The 16,687-nt window shown below is 70.6% G+C and carries 12 protein-coding genes; 5 read left to right on the forward strand and 7 right to left on the reverse strand.

All coding sequences use genetic code 11. The features are described 5' to 3' along the window. Positions 1-98 precede the first annotated feature (98 nt). Entirely contained in the window at positions 99-3,560 is a 3,462-nt protein-coding gene (locus BLT28_RS03000; RefSeq protein WP_030432280.1) for a TM0106 family RecB-like putative nuclease, read from the reverse strand. 485 nt (positions 3,561-4,045) lie between these two features. On the opposite strand from BLT28_RS03000, the gene BLT28_RS39665 reads away from it, so the two are divergent. The 4 genes from BLT28_RS39665 to BLT28_RS03010 all read left to right on the forward strand — a co-directional run bounded on the left by BLT28_RS39665 (position 4,046) and on the right by BLT28_RS03010 (position 9,200). Continuing rightward, positions 4,046-4,216: a hypothetical protein gene (locus BLT28_RS39665; protein ID WP_156051503.1), complete on the forward strand. Its 171-nt coding sequence runs from the start codon at positions 4,046-4,048 to the stop codon at positions 4,214-4,216. A 6-nt stretch (positions 4,217-4,222) separates the two neighbouring features. Then, positions 4,223-4,369 (forward strand): hypothetical protein, encoded by a 147-nt coding sequence (locus BLT28_RS39670; RefSeq protein ID WP_156051505.1) that lies wholly within the window; start codon positions 4,223-4,225, stop codon positions 4,367-4,369. A gap of 281 nt (positions 4,370-4,650) precedes the next feature. Beyond that, a complete protein-coding gene (locus BLT28_RS03005) occupies positions 4,651-6,429 on the forward strand; it encodes an HSP90 family protein (protein WP_030432281.1) in 1,779 nt (592 codons plus the stop codon). 2 nt (positions 6,430-6,431) lie between these two features. Then, the gene (locus tag BLT28_RS03010; protein WP_052407902.1) at positions 6,432-9,200 is read left to right on the forward strand and encodes a tetratricopeptide repeat protein; all 2,769 of its coding nucleotides are present in this window, start codon (positions 6,432-6,434) and stop codon (positions 9,198-9,200) included. Here BLT28_RS03010 and BLT28_RS03015 read toward each other — a convergent pair. The 5 genes from BLT28_RS03015 to BLT28_RS03035 all read right to left on the reverse strand — a co-directional run bounded on the left by BLT28_RS03015 (position 9,181) and on the right by BLT28_RS03035 (position 15,430). Next, positions 9,181-9,978: an alpha/beta fold hydrolase gene (locus BLT28_RS03015; RefSeq protein ID WP_030432283.1), complete on the reverse strand. Its 798-nt coding sequence runs from the start codon at positions 9,976-9,978 to the stop codon at positions 9,181-9,183. The genes BLT28_RS03010 and BLT28_RS03015 overlap by 20 nt on opposite strands. A gap of 29 nt (positions 9,979-10,007) precedes the next feature. Beyond that, a complete protein-coding gene (locus BLT28_RS03020) occupies positions 10,008-10,484 on the reverse strand; it encodes a SitI3 family protein (protein WP_052407903.1) in 477 nt (158 codons plus the stop codon). 19 nt (positions 10,485-10,503) lie between these two features. Beyond that, positions 10,504-11,256 (reverse strand): CdiA C-terminal domain-containing protein, encoded by a 753-nt coding sequence (locus BLT28_RS03025; RefSeq protein WP_156051507.1) that lies wholly within the window; start codon positions 11,254-11,256, stop codon positions 10,504-10,506. A 152-nt stretch (positions 11,257-11,408) separates the two neighbouring features. Next, positions 11,409-14,027, reverse strand: a complete 2,619-nt coding sequence (locus tag BLT28_RS03030; RefSeq protein ID WP_030432285.1) for a polynucleotide kinase-phosphatase — start codon at positions 14,025-14,027, stop codon at positions 11,409-11,411. After that, positions 14,024-15,430: a 3' terminal RNA ribose 2'-O-methyltransferase Hen1 gene (locus BLT28_RS03035; RefSeq protein WP_030432286.1), complete on the reverse strand. Its 1,407-nt coding sequence runs from the start codon at positions 15,428-15,430 to the stop codon at positions 14,024-14,026. The genes BLT28_RS03030 and BLT28_RS03035 overlap by 4 nt, the downstream gene beginning before the upstream one ends. A 153-nt stretch (positions 15,431-15,583) precedes the next feature. Between BLT28_RS03035 and BLT28_RS03040 the strand changes: the two genes are divergently transcribed. Beyond that, positions 15,584-16,000 (forward strand): SsgA family sporulation/cell division regulator, encoded by a 417-nt coding sequence (locus tag BLT28_RS03040; RefSeq protein WP_030432287.1) that lies wholly within the window; start codon positions 15,584-15,586, stop codon positions 15,998-16,000. A gap of 12 nt (positions 16,001-16,012) precedes the next feature. Here the strand turns inward: BLT28_RS03040 and BLT28_RS03045 are convergent, their stop codons facing one another. Further along, positions 16,013-16,456 carry a hypothetical protein gene (locus BLT28_RS03045; protein ID WP_030432288.1) on the reverse strand — a complete coding sequence of 148 codons (444 nt, stop codon included), beginning with the start codon at positions 16,454-16,456 and terminating at the stop codon, positions 16,013-16,015. Positions 16,457-16,687: the final 231 nt, after the last annotated feature.

Below are 16,687 nucleotides of genomic sequence, written 5' to 3' on the forward strand. Positions count from 1 at the left end.
TCTTGTTTTGTCCGGGGGCGAAATGAAATCGCTCTCGTGAGCTCGTCCGGAATGGGGCAACGTTTGCATCGCGTCGCCCGCGTCACATTGTTCGACTATCACTCTTCCGAGGAATGAGCGCCCGGCCAGGAAGTGGTATTGGCCAGCAGGCCGAGCATCCCGGAGATCAACCGCATCTGGTCGACCGTGCGGATGTCCGCCTCGATCAGCCGCGGCGAGCACACCACCACCGCCACCGCCTGGGCGCGGGAAAGCGCCACGTTCAAGCGATTGCGGGACAGCAGGAACTCCAGCCCGCGCGGGAGGTCCACCGCCGTCGACGAGGTCATCGTCGCGATCACCACCGGGGCCTCCTGGCCCTGGAAGCGATCCACGGTCCCCACGCGCACGTCGCCGAGCCCCGCCGCCTCCAGTTCCCGCCGCACCACGCGGACCTGCAGGTTGTACGGCGCCACCACCATCACGTCCGCCGCGGTCAACGGGCGAGGTTCGCCATCGGTCCACGTCCGGCCGACCACGTCGGCCGCGATCGCCGCGACGGCGCGCGCCTCCTCGACGGAGCCGGTGATGTTGTCGCGGTGCTCCACCGGGTACAGGTGCAGCCCGGCCGGGATACCGGCCAGTGCGCGTTCCGCGGCGGATGGATGGGCGTGCAGCCTGCCCGCGTAGGACAGCTCCGACACCGGGCGGCAGACGTCGGGGTGCATGCGGCGGGACTGGTCGAGGAAGTAGCCGAGGCCCGGCGGGATCACATCGGCTTCCCCGATCAGGTGGCCGAGCGCCGACGCGTCCGCCCCCGACGGATGCGTGCCCTGCACGACCTGGGGCAGCTGCTGCGGATCGCCGAGCAGGACCAGGTTGCGGGCGCACATCGACACCGCGAGCGCGTCGGCCAGCGCGAACTGCCCCGCCTCGTCGATGATCAGCACGTCGAAGGGGTCCGCGCGCAGCGCCGCGTTCGCGAACGTCCACGCCGTCCCGCCGACGAGGTGGCCGTCGGGGTGGTCGGCCCGCCAGCTCGCCAGCGCGGCGTTGCTCTTCGGCTGTTCCCAGGGGTTCGCCGGATCGGCCGTCTTCTTCGGGCGCTTCGCCGAGGGGACCGCGGCACCCGTTCGCCGCACCGCGCCGAGCACGTTCTCCACCGCCTTGTGGCTGGTGGAGGTCACCGCGACCTTCTTGCCGTTGCCGACCAGGTGCGCGATGAGCCGCCCCGCCAGGTACGTCTTGCCCGCGCCCGGTGGCCCCTGCACGGCCAGCACCGAGTTCTCCAGCAGGTCCACCGCGCTGATCACCGTCTCGACCAGGTCGGGACCGGGCGGCGGCAGCGGTCGTCCACCGCGCAGCCGCGGAGTGCGGCTGAGCAGGTCGACGCCCGGATGCGCGGGCAGCAGCGGGAGGAGCGCGACGACCTGCTCCGCGAGGTCCGCGACCGCTTCGTCCTTGGGGCTCGGGCGGACCGGGCTGCCCGGAAGCACCGCGACCGGCACCGCGCGCTGGTCGAGATCGGTCGGCGGGGCGCTCTCCTGGAGGACCAGGGTGTCCGTGCCCGCCTCCTGCACCTCCGCGTCCCGCGTCCAGCCCTGGTAGAGCAGGCGCACCTTGTCGCCGACGGTGAACGGGTGCGGGCGCTCGGGATCGCAGGAGGCGCGCACCACCCGCTTCGCGGTCTTGATCCGCCCGGACGGCATCGTCCAGTCCGCCAGCGCGACGGAGATCGGCACCGCGCACTTGCTGTCCGACTCCAGGTCCGGCAGGGGAGAGGTCACCTGGCGGAAGAAGTCCCACCACGCCGGGTTGGTCTCCCTGCGGTGGTAGCCGACCGCCGCGGCGAGCAGCCCCCGGGCGCGCTCGTCATCGCTGGCCATGGCGGGGTTGTCCGGGAGGTCGGAGACCAGCGGCTCGACGATGGCCGCGAGCCGGGCCGCCCGTTCGGCCCGGCGGGCGGCGGCCTGCTCGTCGTCGGCCGCCTCGACAGCCGCGTCCAAAGAGGACAGTTCGATCGGGGATGCGGGTTCGATGCCCGCTTCGTCCCGTACCCGCAACAGGAACTGGTACAGGCGGTGGGTGGAGACGCAGTCGTACTCGTTGTAGTCGCTGATCGCCGCGAGCACCGACGCGGCCCGCTCCGGTTCGTGCTCCAGCAGTGACAGGTAGTCCTCGTACGCCTCGATGCTCGACGCCGCCGTCTGCACGTCGCCCGCGCGCGAGGTCGGCATGTACAGCGGCTCCAGGTACTTGATCGAGTACGACCGCTGCGAGACCCGCAACGCCTTGCGCACCACCGCGTACAGGTCGACCAGGGCACCCGCGCGGAGCAGTTCGTCGACCTCGTCCTCACGCGTGGAGTGCAGTGCTGCCAAGCGTTTCAACGCTGAAGTCTCGTACGGGGCGTAGTGGTAGACGTGCGCACCAGGGTGCTCCGCCAGGCGGGCGCGGGCGAAGTCGACGAAGTCCTCGAACGCCTTCTTCTCCTGCGCCCGCGTGTGCGCCCAGAACGGCGTGAACTCCTCGTCGGGTCCGGTCACCGCGCCGAAGAGGTACTCAAGCCCGGTTCCACCCAGCGCGTACGGATCGCCCTCCATGTCGAAGAACACGTCGCCGGGGCTCGGCGCGGGCAGCTCCGCCAACGCCTCCGGAGAGACGATCTCGTAGGTGACCTCGCCGACCGGATCGTCCTCGGTGCGCGTCGCGTCCTGCCGGATCTGCAACGTGGCTTGCGCGCGCAGCCCGGTGAACGTCGCGATCGACAGGGTGGACGGACGGTCCTCCGGAGCCGCCGCGGCCAACGCGTCGATGGTCTCGATCCCCGCCGTGACGAGCTTGCGCCGCTGGTCAGTGCGCATCCCGGCGACCAGGGACAGATCCCGGGCCCCGGTGCGCCCCGCCTCGCAGTGCTTGGCGAAGCGGCAGGAGGCGCACGCGGGGCGCTCGTCAGCCCACAGCCGCTCCGGCAACTCAACCGGGGACGCCAGGCGCTCGCGCAACCGCGAACGCAGATGTGCCAGCAGCGGCAGGAAATCCGCCACCCGCAAGGTGTGCTGCGTGCCGTCGCCCAACATCAGGTGCATGTCCGGCCCGGCCGGGTGCCCCGCCCGCGCGAGCGCGTCCGCGTAGGCGGTGAGCTGCAGCACCGCGGCCGGACGGGCGTGCCGGGCGAGCTTCGCGTCGTAGGGCTCGTACTCCCCGGTGCTGGTCAGCACCAGGAAGTCGGCGCGCCCGTAGAAGCCGTCGTCGTAGAACACCGGCTGGTACACCACGAGCGCGCCCGCCTTCAGCGCGTCGCGGGTCTCCTCGGCCGCCTTGGCCAGCGCGCCCGGCGTCGGGGCCGGCTGGTCGATCTCCACCACTCCGGCACCGTGGCGGGCGCGGAAGCGTTGCAGCACCGCCTGTTCGTGCGCCAGCCCGTGCTTGGCGACCAGCTGCGCCCCGCCCGGGTCCGGCCGCGGCGCCCCCGGCACGCCCGCCGCGAGCGCGTGCGTGAGCAGGCTCCGGTGATCGCACTCCATCAGGTCGACCAGGTCGGTCGGGGAGAGGACGAGGCCGTCGGCTGTGCTGAGCATCGCGAGCAGTCTGCCCCGGCCCCCCGGGTGCCCGCTCAGCGGGCACCGGTGAACGCTTTCCGGAGAGAAGGGTGCGAGGGGGCGAATCCTCCCGCTCCACGTTCGCCCGTTCGCTGCTGTCACGCCCGCGCCGCTCGCCGGTAGCGTGGTCATCTTCGCCAGGGAGACCGTTCCGCACACAGGATTCGGGTACTGGCCGACACGCGCGGCCGGTGCGGTTTGAGCACTGTTCATGGGGCCACTCGGCACCGGCAAGCCATCACGCGACCGCTTCGCCTCGAAGCGGGGTCTTGCCGACCGACGAGGCCCGGCCAGGGGCCCTGACCCGGCCGCGCTCCGCGCTCGCGGCCGGGTCAGGGTGCCGCCTCCCCGCTGTGGTGGTGTGCGGGGTGCGCACACGGTGGGAGGCGGGATTGTGGCGGGGACGAACTCCGGGCAGGGCGGGCCGGGTTGTGAAGCCGTGGAGATGCCGCAGGTCGGCGTCGGTGGCTTCGGGCGGCTGCGCCGTCGATCCGGACGGCGCCCCGCGACTGATCAAGGCGTTGCGAGAGGCGCGCGCAAAGCTCGCCGACATCACCGATCTTCACTGTCAGTTCGGGCACGTGCCCATGCCTGACGGAGATCCGTACAGCATCGCCGCCGTTGAGGAGATCTAGCGGCGCTTGGGAGACGAGCCGGGTGGCTACTCCAGGGCGAACAAGGCAGCGACCGCGCAGCTGGACGGGATGATCGCCGAACTGGAGGCGTCGCTGAAGAGCTATCGGGACGCTGAGGAGCGGAACCGTCGCACGTCCGGCCGGGGAGTGTGATGCGGCGCAGCCGTCCTCCTTCGCGGAGACCACGATCGGCGACTCCCCGGCGGTCAACGGCGACAACGTCGAGCCAGCCGGGCGGACGAGACCGGTCGGGATGTGCTTCACCACGGTGGGCCGTCGCTCCGCCATCGGCTCATCAGGTTCAGGCATCCGCACACCAGCCGGACCCGGACCACGAGCAGCCGTGCAAGGCGTCGGACCGGGTGGCGTTGTGGGTGTTGGAGAAGCTGAAAACGGGGACCTGAGCGGGCCGCCACCACCTAGGGTAGGCGACTGTGAACCGCACCTTCCAGGTCGACCTGCGCGGCGTCGTCGACCTGCTCAGCCACCACCTCTACTCCAGTCCCCGCGTCTACCTGCGGGAACTGATGCAGAACGCGGTCGACGCGGTCACCGCCCGGCGCGCGGCCGACGAGGCGGCCCCCGCGGAGATCGCGGTCGGGGTCACCGGCCGGACGCTGACGATCACCGACTCCGGCATCGGGCTGACCGAGGAGCAGGTGCACGAGCTGCTGGCGACGATCGGCCGCAGCTCCAAGCGCGACCAGCTCGGCTTCGCCCGGCACGAGTTCCTGGGTCAGTTCGGCATCGGCCTGCTGTCGGCGTTCCTGGTGGCCGACGAGGTCCGCGTGCTCACCCGCTCGCTCGACGGCAGCGCGGCCGTGGAGTGGATCGGCCGCGCGGACGGCACCTACCGGATCGGTCCGGCCGAGCGGGAGGTGCCGGGGACGACGGTGGAGCTGACCGCGCGGGAAGGCGCGGAGCAGTGGTTCGCCGAGGAGACGGTCACGGAGCTGTGCGCGCTGTTCGGGTCGCTGCTGCCGTTCACGGTCACCGTGCAGGGCAAGGCGATCAGCGGCGCGGGAACCCCGTGGCGCAAGGACGATCGCGCGCCGGGGCAGCGCATGGCGGACCTCGTCGGCCACGCGCAGGACGTCCTCGGGTTCACACCGTTCGACGTGATCGACCTGAACGTGCCCGAGGCGGGGCTGACCGGTGTCGCGTACGTGCTTCCGTTCCCGGCCAACCCCGCCGAGCACGCCGGGCACCGCGTGTACCTCAAGCGGATGCTGCTGACGGAGAGCGCGGACAGCCTCCTTCCGGGCTGGGCGTTCTTCGCGCGCTGCGTGGTCGACGCGGGGGAGCTGCGGCCCACCGCGAGCCGCGAAGCGCTGTATTCCGACGGGTTGCTGGACTCGACGCGGGAGGCGCTGGGCGAGCACCTGCGCGGCTGGCTGGTCGGTCTGACGCGCACCGATCCCGCGCGGCTGAGCCGGTTCCTGGAGATCCACCACCTCGGCGTGAAGGCGCTCGCGTTGCACGACGAGGAGATGCTGCGGCTGGTCGAGCAGTGGATGCCGATGGAGACCAACGTCGGCCGGATGACGCTCGCGGACTTCCGGTCCCGCCACGGGGATGTGCGCTACACGCTCACCACGGACGACTTCCGCCAGATGGCCGCGGTGGCCGCCGCGCAGGGCCTCGCCGTGGTCAACGGCGGCTACACCTACGACTCGGAGATCATCGCCAGGCTGCCGCTGATCGATCCGGCGCAGTCGGTGCGGCGCCTGGAACCGACCGACCTGATGACCCGCTTCGACTCGGTGCCGCCGACGACCGAGCTGGAGCTGCGGCCCTTCCTCGTCGCGGCGCAGCGCTCCATGGACCAGCTCGGCTGCGAGGTCGTGCTGCGTTCCTTCGAGCCCGCCTCGCTGCCGGTGCTGTACCTGGTGGACCGCTCCGCCGCGTTCCAGGCCGAGCTCCGGTCCACGAAGGACAGAGTGGACGAGCTGTGGGCCGGAGTGCTCGCCGCGTTCGACAAGCCCGCCGACGACCGCCCGCAGCTGGTGCTCAACCACCGCAACGCACTCGTGCGCCGCGTGTGCTCGACGCGCGAGCCGGAGAAGGTCGCCCTCGCCGTGGAGTCCCTGTACGGCCAGGCGTTGCTGCTCGGGTACCACCCGATCCGCCCCGCCGACGCCGCACTGCTGAACCGTTCTTTTCTTGGTCTTTTGGAAGGCCTGCTGGACCGGGCCGTCCCCCTGGAGGATTAGCCGTGAGCATGACGCACCAGCAGCTCGACGAGATGATGGTGGCCGCGTGGCGGCTGCCGTTCGGCCCGTCGGCGACCGCCGCGGCCGAGGAGATCATCCGGCACGCCGATGCCAACATGTGGAAGGACCTGCAGTACGCGGGCCGCATCCTGGCGACCCGCTGCTACCAGTACGGAGCCGAGCCGGGCAAGGCGTTCGTCACGTTCTCGTGGTGCCTCAACGCCTACGACCGCGGTGAGGCGGACCCGCGCTTCGACCACCAGCTGTTCTGGTACTTCAAGTGGATCGTGGGATCGCTGACCACCTTCCCCGAGGTCCCGCTGGAGCGGGCGCACGCGGTGCTGGACGACATGGAGCGGCGCTACCGGATGGCCGGGCACGGGATGAACCCGGTGCACCAGCGCCGCGAGATGCTGGCGCGGCACGTCGGCGACCTGGAGACCGCGCGCGAGCAGTACCGGCTGTGGAACGCCAGCCCGCGGGACGAGATGTCGGACTGCGAACGCTGCGAACCGAGCTCGAAGGTCAACCACCTGGTGCGGCTCGGCAAGGACGAGGAGGCCATCGCGGTCGCGCAGTCCGCGCTGGTCAGCGACGGGGACTGCACGGAGCAGCCGCAGGGCATCCTGACCAACCTGCTGCTGCCCTACCTGCGCACCGGCCGGCTGGAGGAGGCGGTCGACGCCCACCGCAGGGCCTACCGCGCGCTGCAGCACGACCGCGGCGAGCTGCACGCGATCGGCACGCACATCCGCTTCTGCGCCCTGACCGGCAACCACTCCCGCGGCCTGGAACTGCTGGAGCGGCACATCGGCTGGCTGGAGGAGCCGCCGACGCCGATGGCGGAGATGTGGTTCTGCGGCTCCGCCGCGAACCTGCTCGGCCAGCTCGTCGAGGCGGGCTACGAAGACGTCACGGTGCAGCGCCAGGAAGGCGAGATCGAGGTCCGCGACCTGCTTCCGGAGCTGGCGGATCGGGCGCGCGCCATCGCCGAGCGCTTCGACGCCCGCAACGGCACCTCGGAGCAGGGCGAGCGCCTCCGCCTGCTCATCGAGGGCGAGCCGATCGTGGAGTACCTTCCGCTGTCCGGCGTCGCCCGCCGCGCGGAACTGCTGGAGGAGACCGAGCCCGAGCCACTGCCGACCAGCCTGGAGGCAGTTGCGTCGATTGTCGACCCGACGGAGCTGGCCGACCTCGCCGAGCTGGAGTTCCTGCGGGACAACGACGATGCGTCGCTGCGCGCATGGGAACGCTTCGACGAGCTGTGCCCGGAGCCGTCCACGCTGCTGCTCGCCCGCCGGGTGACCGGTCTCGGCGCGCACGCCGCGCGGGAGGAGCCGGAGGAAGCCGAGCGGCACTGGCTGCGCGCGCTGGAGCTGTTCACGGAAGCCGGTGACGAAGCGCTCGCACTGTCCGTGCGCAGCCGTATCGGCATGATCCGGTGCCTGCTCGGCCGTGGCGAAGAGGGCCTGCCGATGGCCGCCGACGCCGCGGACCGCTTGGCCGACAGGGGTGAGACCGAGCAGCTGGTGCGCGCGCTGTCCCGGCTGGCCACCTGCCACCAGCTGCACAACGAGTTCGACGAAGCGTGGGAGTCGTTGGCGCGCGCCGAAAAGCTCGCCGAGTCCACCGGCAGTCCCGAGCTGACCGCGGACATCGTCCTCGGCAAGGTGCCGCTGCTCGTGCAGCGCGGTGAGATGCCGGACGCCATCGCCACCGCGGAGCGCGCGATCTCCTTGTACAGCGGCGTTTCCGGCACGGACCGCCTGCGTCAGGCACAGTTCATGGCGGCCAACCTCCGCGCGGGTGCGGGTGAGTTCGACACCGCGGACGCGCTGCTGGCCGAGGCCGCCCACAGCACTTCGCCCCTGCTGCGCGCCGCGGTGCTGCACACCCGCGGACGCGTCGCGCTGGACCAGGAACGCTTCGGCAGCGCGGTGGAGCACCTGACCGACGCCGTCGCGGTCTTCAGCAATGCCGGAGAGCCCGTGCACGCCGCCGCCGTGCGGGTGGACCTCGCGGCCGCCGCGCTGAACAACGAGCAGTTCTCCGACGCCGCCGACGCGGCCGAGGAAGCGCTGCCGGTGCTGGAGCGGGCCGGCGACATGGAGGAGAACTTCCGCGCGCGGTTCCTGCTCGCCAAGGCCTACGAGATGCTGGGCCAGCCGGGTCAGGCCGTCGACCTGCTCGACCAGGTCGCGGCGCACCTGGTCAGCACGGGCAACATGCAGGGCGCGGCGCAGATGTTCACCAACGGTGGCGTGATCCTGGACCGGCTCGACCGCGACGGGGAGGCCGGGGCGCACTACGCGGCGGCGGCCGATGCCTGCAACGCCGCGGGGGACATGCAGCTGGAGGAGATCGCCAACCGGCGGGAGTCGGCGCTTTCCTGGCACTGGGCGCAGAACATGGAGCGCAGCATGACCGAACTGTCCACTGCGGACAGTCTCGCGTCCACCCTGCCGGAAGGCGACCCGCACGCGCTCTGGCAGCGCACCCTGGTCAACTACGACGGCGCGCGGATCTTCGCCAACGTCGGGGAGTTCGGGGTCGCGCTCAACCGGACCCTGGTCGCCATCAAGGGTTTCCGCGAGCTCGGCGCGAACGTGGAGGCCACCATCGCCGAGGTCCTGCGCGGCCGGCTGCTGGCCAACCTGGACCGCCGCGAGGAGGCGATCACCGTGCTGACCGCCGCCCTCGCCGAGGTGCCGGAGGAGGCCGCGGGCCAGCGCGAGCAGATCGAGTCGCTGCTCAGCGAGCTGCGCGGCTGAGGAACCGTTCCACGACAAGGGCGAACCCGGCCGGGTCGTCCTGGTACAGCCAGTGACCCGTGCCGGGCAGCTCGACCAACGTGGTGTTCGCCCGCCTGCGGGCCATCTGCTCGGCCATCGCCGGGAACAGCAGCGGACTCCCGGCCGCGCGCACGAGCAGCGCCGGGCAGGTCGAGGAGGTCCAGTCCGCCCACCAGTTCCCGGCGTTGCCGTGCTGCGTCGCCATCATGTCGTCGTGGTCGAAGGCCATCCGCCACCGCCCGCCCTCCTCGACGACGCTGTCCAGGAAGTACGCGGGCGCGGGCAAGCCGAGCTCGATGAACCCCGCCACCAGCTCGTCCCGGCTCTCCGCCGCGCGCGGCCACCCGCTGACGTCGACGATCGGATGCGGTAGCTCCGTCGAGTCCGTCACCGCGCCGATGTCGGCCACGACGAGCGCACCCACCAGCTCCGGATGCCGTGCCGCGAGCTGGTAGGCGTTGACCCCGCCGAGCGAGTGCCCGAGCACGATCGTCCTTTGTAGACCTAGGTGCCGGATGAACGCGGCCGCGTCTCCGACGAACTCCTCCCGACCGAACTCCCCGCCGCGCTCCGAGAGCCCGTGCCCGCGCTGGTCGAGCGCGATCACCCGGTAGGCGGGCGCGAGGCGGCTAGCCAGGTCGGCGAACGTCCTCGCCCGGCCGAAGGTCCCGTGCAGGGCCACGATCGGCTCGCCGTCCCCGCCGAAGTCCACATAGGAGAAACGCCGTCCCCGCAGGTTCACCTCCCGTTGCTCCATCCCGCCAACCTAACCCGCGGAGCAACCGATTAGTCGAAGGCGTGGGTCTCGCGGCGGTAGGGGATGTCGACGAGGGCGAGGCGGTGCGGTGGCCAGATGTCGTCTCGCTCGTTGAGCGTCAGCTGGCCGTCGCGGCGCAGCAGCCAGATGACCTCGAACTGGAAGTGCAGGACCGCATCCCCCGGTACGCGGTTCAACACCTCGGCGGTCAGCGCGATCATGTCGTCCTGCTGTTCGTGGACCGGGTGCGAGTGCCCCATCCGGAAGGTCACCGATGCGGTGGGGGTGAAGCCGAGGTCGGCGACGACTGGATCCCATTGTTTCGGCTTGCTCTCCGTGACTCGGACCCAGGTGCCACGTTCGGACAGCACTCCCTCGTCGAGGATCTGCTCGACGGGGACGGCGTCATCAAGTAGCCCGGTTTGAAGGTCGGCGTCGCGGAGTACGCGTGCGACCTCGACCGATGGCATCGGCGTTGCGATTTGAAGCCTGTAGGAGATAGCCATTCGTTCCTCGCTCGCCCGGTTACGGAAAGAAGTCAATCACGGTGTCGTTCTTGTCGATCATGATGACCTCGCGGAGGCCCGGGATCGGCCAATCGGTGAGTTGTGTCTTAATCGCCACCAGCTCGACCGGAGTGTCGCGGAGGTTGAGCACGATCCGGTCGGTCTGCTCCTCCTCTATCTTGACGGCCATTTCTGAGGCGATGTTGCGTGCCCGTGCGGACGAGGGCGCGTAGTTGTCGAAGATCCTGCCCTCGATGCGGAAGTCCGGCTTCTTGCGGCCTGGCACCCGCGGTCGTTGTTCGACGACGTAACCGTGGCGGGCCAGGATGGCCGCTGACTCGTTCTCCCGGGTGATCCCGCGTACGGTCTCGTCCTCGTCGTCGGGGTAGACCCGGGCTGGGTAGCCGCCGGGCTTCGCGGTGGGGTCGGGGGAGCGGGATGGCCTGGTACGCGTCGTGTCCGGGGTGATCGTGGAGTCGATCGCCTTAATGGGCGCGGCGGTGGCTGAGCCGATGCCGAGGATGTTGGTGCAGTACGCCTCGATCCACGAAGCGGCCTCGCGGAGTCGCTTCGCCGAGGTGGTCGCGGTCGACGAGGCCGCCCGCAGCGCCTTCGCGCTGCCGATCAACGCGGTGTCGTCGCTGCCCTGGTGAGCGGCGAGGAGGTGCCCGGCGGCGGCTTCGGCGTCGGCCGAGGCGCGGTGCAGCAGGTCGACGGGCAAGCGCGCGGCGATCCCCCGTAGTCGCGCGGCCAAAGCTCGACTCAACGACACCCGAACCCCCCGGCCACGACGAACACCCCGCCGACGACGGTAGATGATCATCGACGGGGCGAGAACGATCAGTGGTCGCAAACCAGGCAACTGCCCGAGCGCAAAGCGAAGGGCCCCACCGGTTACCCAGAGGGGCCCTTCACGAACAACGACTACAGGCGCGGATCCACGGGCTCGGACTCCAGCGCCAGCGTGGCGAACACGGGTTCGTGCACGCGCCACAACGGCTCGCCGCGCACTGCGCGATCGAGTGACTCCAAGCCCAACGCGTACTCGCGCAGAGCCATGGATCGCTTGTGCCCCAAGCGTCGTTCGCGCAACCGCGACAGGTTGGCCTCTTCGGTGTAGTCGGGGCCGTAGATGATCCGGAGGTACTCGCGACCACGAACCTTGATGCCGGGCTGGGCGAGGCCACGCTGCGCGCGGCTGAGGTTCGCGTGCGGCTTCACGACCATGCCCTCACCACCCGCGGCGGTCATCGACTCCCACCACTCGATCCCGGCCGCGGTCGAGTTCGGATCGGTCGTGTCGACGAGCAGACGACCGGTGCGGCGCACCAACTTCGGGACCGAAGACCCGCTTGCGGGGTCGAGCATCGTCTCGGCCTCGACCAGGCGATCGGCCACACCGAGGTGCCACGAGTGGTCACGGTGGTGGTACGTCGAACCCTCGGTGGCGAGCACCTGGAACGGCGCGAGCGAGATGCCATCGATTCCCGACGTCGGCCAGCAGTAGCGCCGGTACGCCTCGGTGAACGCCTCCGCGTTCTGAGCCCGCGACGACGTCCGCGCCAGCAGCGAAGCCACGTCGACGCCGCGCGCCACAGCACTCTCCAAAGTGGACAAAGCAGCGAGAAGCGCTGTGCGGGCAGCGGCACCGACAGCCGCGTACTGGTTGCGCAGCAGGTCCTCGGCCTTGGCGGACCAGGGAAGCAGCTCGCAGTCCAGCATCAGCCAGCCGGTGTCCAGCTCCTCCCACAGGCCCGCGCTCGTTACCGCCGTACGCAGGCGTGCCAGCAGCTCCTCGGTCAGGTCACCGTCGAAGAACGGCCGCCCGGTGCGGGTGTAGATCGCGCCGGTGGCCCCGTTAGTCGCGCCGAACCGGGACGCGGCAACGGAGTCGTCGCGGCACACGATGGCGACCGCGCGCGAGCCCATGTGCTTCTCCTCGCAGATGACCTGCGCGATGCCGTCCGCCCGGTAGCTGTCGAACGCCTCGGTCGGGTGCTCCAGAACGCCTGGCAGCGCGGACGTCGCACTCGGCGCCATGGTCGGCGGCAGGTAGAGCAGCCACCGCGGCTCCAGGGCGAAACGGCTCATCACCTCAAGGGCGCCGGCCGCGCTCTCCTCGCTGATGCTGATCCGGCCGTGGTGCGCGGTCTCCACCACGCGCTTGCCGAGCACGTCGGTGACGTCCAAGGCATCCGGATCGCGTCGCGGGGCCGCAACCTCCACCGAAGATCCGCTTGCGGGATCGAGCATCGTCGCAGTGGACGACGGGAAGGGCTTCGTCGGCTCGTACCAGACCTTCTCGGCCGGAACGGAGACGACCTCCTTCTCCGGGTAGCGCAGCGCTGTGAGCTTGCCGCCGAACACGCAGCCGGTGTCGAGGCACATCGTGTTGTTGATCCACTCGACCTCCGGGGTCGGCACGTGTCCATAGAGGACCATCGCCTTGCCCCGGTAGTCAGCCGCCCACGGGTACCGCACCGGCAGGCCGAACTCGTCGGTCTCGCCGGTGGAGTCGCCGTACAGCGCGAAGCTGCGCACCCGTGCGGACGCCCGGCCGTGGTACGCCTCCTTCAACCCGGCGTGCGCGACGACGAGCTTTCCACCGTCCAGCACGAGGTGCGAGACGAGGCCGTGGCAGAACTCCTGGACCTCCTTGCGGAACTCCTCGCTCTCCCGGCCCAGCTGGTCCAGGGTCTCGGCGAGCCCGTGCGTCACCTGGACGTTGCGGCCCTGCAAAGCGCGCACGAGCTTGTTCTCGTGGTTGCCCGGCACGGCGAACGCGTGCCCCGCGCCGACCATGCCCATCACCAGGCGCAGCACGCCGGGGGAGTCGGGGCCGCGGTCGACCAGGTCGCCGACGAACACCGCGCGCCGCGACGGGTGCGCGGCGTCGACGGCCCGGCCGGACTCGTCCCTGGTGATCGTGTAACCCAACGACACCAACAGGGTTTCCAGTTCGGCGCGGCACCCGTGGATGTCGCCGATCACGTCGAACGGGCCCGTCTCGTGCCTGTAGTCGTTGAGCAGGCGCTCACGGACGATCTCCGCGCCGGCGACCTCCTCCTCGCTGCGCAGCACGTGGACCTTGCGGAAGCCCTCCTTCTGCAGGAAGCGCGAGGACCGGCGCAGCTGCCCGCGCTGGCGCCGCACCACGTGCTCGCCGAAGTCCCGGTCCGGCCGCGAGGCGTTGCGCTCGTGGCACACCTTCTCCGGCAGGTCGAGCACGATCGCGACGGGCAGAACGTCGTGCGCGCGGGCCAGCTCGACCAGCTTCTTGCGCGACTCCGGCTGCACGTTCGTCGCGTCGATCACCGTCAGCCTGCCCGCCGCGAGCCGCTTGCCCGCGATGAAGTTCAGGACGTCGAAGGCGTCGCCGCTGGCCGACTGGTCGTTCTCGTCGTCGGCGACCAGGCCGCGGCAGTAGTCGCTGGAGATCACCTCGAACCGGCCGAAGTGCTCCCGCGCGAACGTGGACTTGCCGGAACCGGAGGCGCCGACGAGCACCACCAGGCACAGCTCGGGAACCTCAAGAGTGCTCATTTTTCCACCCCCAGAAGGGAAAAGACGGCCATCTGCGTCGGCGAGCCCAGCGCCGCGTCCTCCGGCCCGACGGGCAGGTACCGGACCGCGTAGCCGTGTGCGGTCGCAACGCCGGACGCCCACGCCCGGAACTCCTCGCGGGTCCACTCGAAGCGGTGGTCGCGGTGCCGCATCGTCCCGGCGGGCAGGTCCTCGTAGAGCACGTTGTACTCCACGTTCGGCGTCGTCACGATCACCGTGTCCGGGCGCGCGTGCCCGAACACCGTCGCGGCGAGCGCCGGGAGCCTCGGCGGGTCGACGTGCTCGACGACCTCCATCAGCACCACGGCGTCGTAGCCGCACAGCCGCTCGTCGCGGTAGGTCAACGAGGACTGGACCAACGTCAGCCGCTCGCGCTGCCGGTCGGGCATGCGGTCCAGCCGCAGCCTGCGCGCGGCTATCCGCAGCGCGCGGTGCGAGACGTCGACGCCGAGCACCTCGCGGAAGGACGCGTCCGCGACGAGGTCCCGCAGCAGCGCGCCCTCGCCGCAACCGAGGTCGACCACGCGCGCGGCACCGGCGGCGCGCAGGGCCGCGAGCACGGCGCCGCGCCGCTGCTGGGCGAGTGAAGCCTTCCTCTCCGGCGGCTCCGCCTCGGAGACCGCGTTGTCCAGCGCCTCCGGCTCGGCGTCGTCGACCTCGGCCAGCCGTCCGGTCGCGGTGACCACCAGCTCCCTGCGGTGCGCGAGGTACCGCCGGGTGATCAGCTCGCGGTCGGGGTGCGAGGCCAGCCAGCCCTCGCCCGCGCGGATCAGCTTGTCCACCTCGTCGGTGCTCACCCAGTAGTGCTTGGTGTTGTCCAGCACGGGAAGCAGGACGTAGAGGTGGTTCAGCGCCTCCGCGAGCCGGATCTCCGCGGTGAGCCGCAGGTCGACGTAGCGCGAGTCGCCCCACTCGGGGACCTCGGGGTCCAACGGCACCGGCCGCGCGTCGACCGTCCAGCCCATCGGCTCGAACACCCGGCGCGCCACGTCCGCGCCGCCGCGGCACGGCAGCACGGGAATCCTGATCTCCAGTGGAAGTGCTCGCCCCGGCAGCTCCGGCCGAGCCTTGCACCGCCCGGACATCGCCGTCCGGAACACCTTGCCCATGGCCACAGCGAGCATCGACGACGCGGCGTAGGGCCGGTCGTTGACGTACTGGGCCAGCAAAGAACCGTCACTGGGGCGACGGCCGCGCACGAGCGCGACCGGGTCCACCTCCAGCAGCAGGGCGGCGGTGCAGCGCCGCTCGGTGGCCTCCGGGTAGAAGACGTGCGCGGCACCGCCGGACACGGCGAACGTCTGGGCCTTCTCAGGATGCTTGTGCAGCAGGAAACCCAGGTCGCTCGCGTGCTCGGCGGTGGAGGAGATCGTCAGCAACACCGCCGCAGTCTGTCACCCGCTCCGGTGACCGCGAGTCCCATTTTCCGATGTCGCTCGCTCGATCGGGTGTGACGTGGACCGAATCGCGTCACGGCCCCCGGGACCGGTCGTCACCCCCGTGCCGCACCGCAAGGCGAGGGAAGGGACGAGGCCATGAGCTCCGAACACTCCGAGATCCGTTCCGCCGCGATGTTCGACCTGCTGGCCGCGACCCCGGTCGCGGTCGAGGTCGAGTTCAGCTACTCCACCCGGGACCCGTACGCGATCCGCGTGCTGTTCAACCCCTACGGCGACCAGAGCGTGCAGTGGATCCTCGCCCGCGACCTGCTCGCCGACGGGCTGCTGGCCGAGGCCGGCGAGGGCGATGTGCGGATCTGGCCGGTCATGGACGAGCTCGACGTCGTGGTGCTGGAGTTCAGCACTCCGGCCGGGCAGGCGCGCTTCGGCGCCGATCCCGAGGACCTGGTCGACTTCCTCAACGAGACCTACGAGCTGGTCGAGCCGGGCGAGGAGTCCCGGTGGTTCGACTTCGACCAGGAACTGGCCCTGCTCAGCGACTCGTCGAAGTAGTCGCGCGCCGGGTCAGTCGTGGTCGCGGTTGAGGCCGTAGAGGATGCGCTGCATGACCTCGTGGCCGATCTCGGCGCCGTCGTCGACCGGCTGCTCGGCGGCGATCCGCTCGGCGGCCCGCGACCTGCGGCGCTCGCGGCGCGGCAGCGGCACCGAGGAGCCGGTGAGCCCGGCGGGCAGCGGCAGCGCGTGGGCGACCAGGGTGCCGTCGTCGACCTCGACCACCAGGCGGTCGCCGCTGACCAGCAGCCGCACCGTGACCAGGCCGGGCGCCTTCGGGTCGGCGTCGTCGACCTTCTCGGCGACCAGCTGGCAGGCCGCGCGGCTGGTCTCCTCCACCATCGGTCGCAGCGACCACTCGCTCAGCGTGAACCGGACGAACAGGTCCGTGCAGTTCACGGCGCTGGGCAGCGCGATGAGTTGGAGATCGTCGACCTGTGCGGTGTCGGAGTTCACCCGGGTCCTTCCGTCGTCAACATGCCCTTGTTGAGAGCCGTATCTTGCCAACCCCGTCATTCGCCCTGAAGGCGGGTCTGGTTAGCCCGTTCGGGCAGTGCAACTTGCACGCTCCGAGACCTCGCATTCTGCGCCCGCAATTTCTTCAGTGCTCGGTGAAATCAACCTTTTCGAAGCACAACCTCCTTGTGTCGCTTGGCAATCGGTTCCACTGACCCGGCTGCTCAGAGG

It is taken from the genome of Allokutzneria albata (assembly GCF_900103775.1).
GTDB classification, from domain to species: domain Bacteria; phylum Actinomycetota; class Actinomycetes; order Mycobacteriales; family Pseudonocardiaceae; genus Allokutzneria; species Allokutzneria albata.

Bases quoted from the DNA above. Each gene is read 5' to 3' on its own strand.
- BLT28_RS03000 (WP_030432280.1), bottom strand. From the start codon at position 3,560: ATGCTCAGCACAGCCGACGGCCTCGTCCTCTCCCCGACCGACCTGGTC.
- BLT28_RS03015 (WP_030432283.1), bottom strand. From the start codon at position 9,978: ATGGAGCAACGGGAGGTGAACCTGCGGGGACGGCGTTTCTCCTATGTG.
- BLT28_RS03020 (WP_052407903.1), bottom strand. From the start codon at position 10,484: ATGGCTATCTCCTACAGGCTTCAAATCGCAACGCCGATGCCATCGGTC.
- BLT28_RS03030 (WP_030432285.1), bottom strand. From the start codon at position 14,027: ATGAGCACTCTTGAGGTTCCCGAGCTGTGCCTGGTGGTGCTCGTCGGC.
- BLT28_RS03040 (WP_030432287.1), top strand. From the start codon at position 15,584: ATGAGCTCCGAACACTCCGAGATCCGTTCCGCCGCGATGTTCGACCTG.